The organism is Vibrio sp. 10N.247.310.98 (assembly GCF_041467395.1).
Lineage (GTDB): Bacteria > Pseudomonadota > Gammaproteobacteria > Enterobacterales > Vibrionaceae > Vibrio > Vibrio crassostreae_C.
In genome coordinates this window covers 1-6,299 of sequence record NZ_JBFSUL010000100.1, presented here as the reverse complement: position 1 = coordinate 6,299, position 6,299 = coordinate 1, and the positions used below count along the sequence as shown (strand labels likewise).

The window sequence follows — 6,299 nt, the reverse complement described above, 5'->3', positions numbered from 1 at the left end:
ACTTCTTCTTGAAGATAAAAGCGGCTTTCCCCGGAAAGCCGCGATGAACCTTTTTCTTTAGTCTTTGGTCTTTAGTCTTTAGTCTTTAGTCTTTAGTCTTTAGTCTTTAGTCTTTAACTTAAGTGTGGAAGACAGTAATTTTGAGTATGTAAGACCGTATTTCGTTCACATCACAGTCTATTCCTTTCATTATAATCTATTGAATTATTAAGATATCTATCACACTGCACATGGTTATTTAGGTCTACTCTTTTACCCGTGTTAATAACTTATTAACTTCGGAGCGTAATCCATGTTAGGTATCCAGCTTTCTGCTGTTCTCTCTTTGTTACTCTTTTCTTCGGTAGCAGGTGCTGCCACTTCTCAGTTGGGAGAACCACTCAAGCTCACCAACTCATTCGCTGGCTACCTATCCCTGACCATTTTCGTTGTCGCCTACATCGTGGTGATGATGGAAGAGTACCTAAAGCTCCGAAAATCTAAGCCAGTGTTACTTGCAGCAGGACTGATCTGGATAATCATTGGTTTTATCTACCAAGAACACAACCTTGTTGAAGTCGCTAAGCAAGCACTCGAACACAACTTACTAGAATACGCTGAGCTGTTACTTTTCCTACTCGTCGCCATGACCTACATCAGCGCCATGGAAGAGAGAAGACTGTTTGATGCGCTGCAAGCGTGGATGGTGGGCAAAGGCTTTAATTTCCGCTCTCTGTTCTGGCTAACCGGTATTCTGGCCTTCTTTATCTCACCGATCGCCGACAACCTCACCACAGCTCTATTGATGTGCGCCGTGGTTCTGAAAGTCGCAGGATCTAACCCTAAATTCGTTAACCTAGCCTGTGTGAATATCGTGATAGCCGCTAACGCTGGCGGCGCGTTCAGCCCATTCGGTGACATCACAACGTTGATGGTGTGGCAGGCTGGTTATGTGAGCTTCAGTGAATTCATTCCCTTATTTATTCCTTCAGTGATGAATTACCTCGTCCCTGCAATGATCATGTCTTACTTTGTTCCCACAACCCAACCCGACACGGTGCATCAGCACGTTGAATTAAAACGCGGTGCAAGACGCATCGTGTTGTTGTTCATCATGACCATCGGCACTGCGGTTGCTTTCCATGCCGTACTCCACTTCCCTCCAGTAATGGGCATGATGATGGGGCTGGCGTATCTACAGTTCTTTGGTTATTTCTTGCGTAAGACCTTACCAAATTCACTGGCGAAGAAAAAAGCGGTGGCGATTGCCAACAATGATGGGGGGGCATTGAAGCGACTCGGTTCAGTCGTGCCCTTTGATGTATTTCGAAGAGTGTCCCATGCCGAATGGGACACTCTGCTGTTCTTCTACGGCGTGGTAATGTGTGTAGGTGGCTTGAGTCTACTGGGATACTTGGAGCTTGCCTCTGGCGTGATGTATAGCCAATGGGATCCAATTTGGGCCAACATCATGGTGGGGATCTTATCTGCGATTGTCGATAACATTCCGGTGATGTTTGCCGTGTTATCGATGGAACCTCAAATGTCGATGGGTAACTGGCTACTGATCACCTTAACCGCAGGCGTTGGCGGCAGCTTGTTATCTATTGGTAGTGCGGCAGGTGTGGCGTTAATGGGCGCGGCGCATGGCAAATACACCTTCTTTGGCCACTTGAAATGGATGCCAGTGATCATGATTGGCTATGCCGTCAGTATCGCTGCACACCTATGGCTTAATGGCGATCTTTTCTAATTCGGAGATCTTTTCTAGTTCGAACTGTCTTTCACAGGCTTATCTACAAGTGTCCAGACGTTACTCAATTGTATCGCTGGACATTGGTTGCAAGTTAGCATCTCGCCCTTCTGTTGAATGCGCATCACTAGTCTAGAGTCAGTTCGGCTGCTTCCAGAATTGAATTCAATGGTGATCAAGTCATCATCAACACGATAGGTTCGAGTCACGGAATTATCCGTTGTTTGATAAGTCACTTGCCCGGATTCAAAAAGTAGATAACTGTCATTATCTGCGTTCTCATACATACCTTTGAACAGAGCAAGCTGTGGAACCTCGAAAGGTCGGCTGGTATCAGTTAAACAACCTGTCAGCAATAATGCAGAGCTGCAGCCAGATATTAGTAAGGGGAATCTATTCATTTGGGCATCCTTGCCTAGAGAACATAGTCAAAGAATATGCAACCAAATCGATATTTCCCAGAAAGCGTTGATTTTAATTCAAAGTCATATTTTAAGAACCACTCGCCTTCACCATTAAGTAGTACGAGATATTCAGCCAGCATCTCGACAGGCTCATGGCTAAATCGCTTGCTAGTCTTGCTCTCTTCCCTCTATCACCAATAAGTGCTGTTTACGTTCTACGCCACCTGCATAACCCGTCAGTTTGCCGTTTTTACCAATCACACGGTGACACGGCACAATCACTGAAACCGGATTTTTGCCATTCGCCAAACCCACAGCACGAACGGCTTTCGGATTGCCTATCGCATCGGCCAGTTGTGCATAGCTCCAAGTCTCTCCATAAGGAATGGTCGTCAGCGCCTGCCAAACCGACTGCTGAAATGGCGTGCCCTTGGCTGCAATCGGCACAGAAAACTGAATAGCTTCGCCCGAGAAATAGCGATTAAGCTGCTCGATAGCCAATGCAAAGATCGGAAAGCTATCATCTTGAACACCCAACGGTTCCGGCTTGGTGGTATGTGTCTCGAACCAAAGGCCGAGCAAGCCTTCATCGTTCGCCTGTAACGTCACGGTTCCCAATGGGCTCTCATAGTAGGTAAAACGGTTGTCCATGATATCTCCTAGCTTAGTATTCCGATTAAGACTGATTCCAACAGTGGAACGTGGCGTAACTACCCCAAGGCGAAACACTCTCCGTGTTGATGGCGGGGCGATGCTCAATAAACTTCTTCACCACCAAGTCACCAACCAACAGATGATTAGGTTCGCTTAACCCGCGAAGCAGTGCATATTGAATAGTCCAAGGCCCAATCCCTTTTAGCTCAATCCATTTGGAAGGATGCTCAGCTTCATTGTCGACCATGTATTCGGCAAAACGCTTTAGGGTCTCTTTGCGGCTTCCCGGCATTCTCAAGAAGCTAACATCAGCGTCCGCTATCTGTTTTGGTGTTGGGAAGCTGGCTTTCTCATGTTCATCAGAAAGCTCTTTGACCAATAAGTTAAGCTGACCAATCGCCGCGGTTACCGAAACTTGCTGTCCTAGAATCGCTCTCACGCCTGCCTCCCAAGCACTCCACACGCCAGGAATACGGATACCACTCTTAGCCACCAAGTTAGGATCGATAGTCGTAAAGAACGTCTCAACCTTGGCAATATCGACATCAAGATCAAACATACGGCGGATATTCGCAATCAAGCTTCTTAATTGGCTTATATCATCCAACTCGAATTCAATATCCAAGCGGTTATCTTTGGCTAAAGTCGCCTTGAACCAACCCTTTGACCCGTTCACATTTACCGTGCGCTTATAATAATCTTCGCCAACGCCTTCTAAGCCCTCAATCATTCTTCGTCGATAAAACCTCAACAAGTGGTTCCAATCTAAGGGTCCATGAAAACCAAGCTGAATATGATTACTCTGAGTGTCACTTGGCTTCGCTCGCCTAATTTGGCTTGGCGAAAGCTGCAGCTCTTTTTGAAAGGCATCATTAAAACGGCGCGTACTATTGAAGCCACTAGCAAAGCCGACATCAGTAATGCTCATGCTACTGGTGTGCAGCAACTGCTTGGCAAACATCAATTGACTGTACAGACTATATTGCTTGGGTGACACGCCGATGTAATTGTCGAATAAGGTTCGTAAATAACGATCTGAAATACCTAACCGCGTTGCAAGGTCGACGATAGATCCTGAATTCAGAGCGCCATTATCAATCAACTGCATCGCACGTAAGAAAGTGGTTTCGACGCCCTTCCAAGCCGGCGAAAAAGGTGCGCTGTCTGGTCGACAACGTAAACAAGGACGATATCCCGCTTTCAATGCTTGAGCTTGATGGGAAAAATATTCGACGTTTTCTTCTTTGGGTGGTGTGGCTGGGCAAATCGGGCGACAAAAAATTCCTGTCGTTTTCACCGCTGTAAAAAACATCCCATCAAAGCGAGCATCTCGTGCATATCGAGCCAAATGGCACTGCTCACTGGTTAAGCTGCTGTTGTGATTGATCTTTTTCGACATGCCGTACTCTTCCCACTTACCATAGCGTTTGATCCGATACCTAAAAGTTTACCGTGAACCACCATTGTCGCTAGCCACTTTCGGAAGCGAAGGTCAGATAAATCACAAAAAAGGGTTTTAATTTTATTCAATTCGACTAAATTTAACCTAGAGAGGACATTCTTCTCACAACGTCAACGATCGGTACTTAGCACGCCAAGATGCAGAGACCTATCGAATATAAAAAGGAAAAGGCTATGGTTCTACACACATGTCGTATTGTTTTATCAAATCAACAGGTTCTCACCAGTCAATCAGTCGAGCAGTCTCTAAGCTTTCTTGAAGACAAAGCGGACAACGGGATTTCTATGATCGAGATTGACGCAACGGATGGCAATCAAATCCATTCGTACATGTCACACTCTCTTGAAGAGTCTATTGAGAATCTAATGAACCTATAGGGCTTTTAATAAAGGCTACACATACCAGGCTTAAACGATATTTATGGAATTAGAAACGATCTCTAGTTCCGAAAAGAAGTACATTTCTGGTTTAAAACAAAAATGGCTCCCAACTATACAATTAGTTGGGAGCCATTTTTTATTGAATCTAATCAGCAAAGCCACTGCTTACCGCGAATGCCGTTACTCAGGTGCTTGTTCAGCGGCTTGCTGCAATGTGTAAGCCGTCGATGGGTCAATCTCATTAACCAACTTCTCAACCTGCATGATCGCATCAACCGAGGTACTGCTTTTACGGTAGCTCAGATAAATTGGGAGATACCAGTCTTCAACCCCTTTCACCTTGTGCAGCTGACCCGAATCGATAAAAGGTTCGACTAGAGACACCGGAAGATACGCACTGCCGCCTTTCTCTAAAATGAAATCGAGGGCGATACGGGCTGTAGAGGTACGTAGGTACGGTGCTGGCACTTTAGGGTGACGTTCTGCGTGTTCAGAACCAAAGCGCGTTCCCCAATCCACATAAACATACTTATGTTGAAATACAGATTCCAGATCATCTTGCTGCGTTGATACCAACACCAAAACCAAGTCAGCGACTTTTTTACAGTTCAGCTCTTCTGCTTTGATCTGATCGAACGCGAAAGCCATATCTAAGGTTCGTTCTAACAAATTACGGTTCAGTTGCTCGCGCCCCATCACCTCTGCCATAAAGCCGTAACCACCAAAAGAGTCGGTTACCACACTTAAACAGTTTTGCAGATACGCATCCCAAATATTCGGCGTGCCGCCCAGCGTTAACTGCAAGGCTTTACCACTCTCTAACGACAGCTCAAATTTGGCTTGTTGTAGGGTGGACACCATCACTTCGGCATAACCAATCAAACGTTCACCGGAAGATGTGAGTTTGATGTTATTGCGGTCACGAATGAAGAGCTGAGTATCAAAATAGCCTTCAAGCTGTTTGATCCGCGCACTCACCGCCGCTTGTGTTAAATACAAGTTTTCAGCTGCACGCCCAAAATGGCGCACCCTTGCAACCTCAAGAAAGGTTCTAAATACTTTCACATCCATCAAATACATCTCTGTAATAAATCTGCTAACTAGCCGATCTAGGATTGTTTATCGTAAAGGCAAAAACATTTTGTTTCCTATTTTAGCCTTTTAACAATATTTTCGCGTGAGCAATAAACACTAATTTCTATCTAACCACATTACTGAGGCTGATATGTCTGAGACCGAATTCCGACACGGAAAAAAACGTTTTTATGACACCATTAAATTCCCGAGAGGGTTCGCTAAGTCGGGTGATTTTACTCTTTCAGAAGAGGAAATCCTAACCTTGTTTGGTGACACTATGCTTGCACTTGAAACTGGTGAACTAGCACCAATCAATGCAGAAGAAAAACACTTCATTAAAGTGTTGTCTCACCCTCATAAGGCAAAGTCCAAGTTAGAGCGTGTTTGGTTGAAGTACATTCAACTGGCTCGTGGACGCCGTCGCTTTCACACCCTAAACGGCTGCAAACGCGGCGACGTATCTAGGGAAGAATACGAAAGTGAGTTAGTGTTAGAAGATTAGTAAAATCGCTCAAAGTGATACCTCATCACTTTGGGCTTTTTTTTGGTTCATCGCGGATTAGCGGGAACTAAAAACAAAAACGGTAGTA

General features: G+C 45.2%; 7 protein-coding genes. 3 read left to right on the top strand and 4 right to left on the bottom strand.

Annotated elements, in window-relative coordinates; translation table 11 throughout:
* Nucleotides 1-292 precede the first annotated feature (292 nt).
* Nucleotides 293-1,732, top strand: a complete 1,440-nt coding sequence (gene nhaD / locus AB6E78_RS22565) for a sodium:proton antiporter NhaD (protein WP_017061523.1) — start codon at nt 293-295, stop codon at nt 1,730-1,732.
* Between the two features lie 14 nt (nt 1,733-1,746).
* On the opposite strand, the gene AB6E78_RS22560 is transcribed toward nhaD, so the two are convergent.
* From AB6E78_RS22560 to AB6E78_RS22550, 3 genes are all read right to left on the bottom strand, one after another.
* Nucleotides 1,747-2,133, bottom strand: coding sequence for a hypothetical protein (locus AB6E78_RS22560; protein ID WP_017061522.1), 387 nt, complete (start codon nt 2,131-2,133; stop codon nt 1,747-1,749).
* A gap of 171 nt (nt 2,134-2,304) precedes the next feature.
* Entirely contained in the window at nt 2,305-2,787 is a 483-nt protein-coding gene (locus AB6E78_RS22555; protein WP_017061521.1) for a methylated-DNA--[protein]-cysteine S-methyltransferase, read from the bottom strand.
* Between the two features lie 25 nt (nt 2,788-2,812).
* Entirely contained in the window at nt 2,813-4,189 is a 1,377-nt protein-coding gene (locus AB6E78_RS22550; RefSeq protein ID WP_017061520.1) for an AlkA N-terminal domain-containing protein, read from the bottom strand.
* A gap of 236 nt (nt 4,190-4,425) precedes the next feature.
* On the opposite strand from AB6E78_RS22550, the gene AB6E78_RS22545 reads away from it, so the two are divergent.
* Complete coding sequence (locus AB6E78_RS22545) at nt 4,426-4,629, top strand: hypothetical protein (protein WP_017061519.1); 204 nt, start codon at nt 4,426-4,428, stop codon at nt 4,627-4,629.
* A gap of 183 nt (nt 4,630-4,812) precedes the next feature.
* Here AB6E78_RS22545 and AB6E78_RS22540 read toward each other — a convergent pair whose 3' ends face one another.
* A complete protein-coding gene (locus tag AB6E78_RS22540; protein ID WP_017061518.1) occupies nt 4,813-5,703 on the bottom strand; it encodes a LysR family transcriptional regulator in 891 nt (296 codons plus the stop codon).
* A gap of 154 nt (nt 5,704-5,857) precedes the next feature.
* Here AB6E78_RS22540 and AB6E78_RS22535 point away from each other — a divergent pair, with 154 nt between their 5' ends.
* Nucleotides 5,858-6,211, top strand: coding sequence for a DUF413 domain-containing protein (locus AB6E78_RS22535; protein WP_017061517.1), 354 nt, complete (start codon nt 5,858-5,860; stop codon nt 6,209-6,211).
* Nucleotides 6,212-6,299 lie beyond the last annotated feature (88 nt).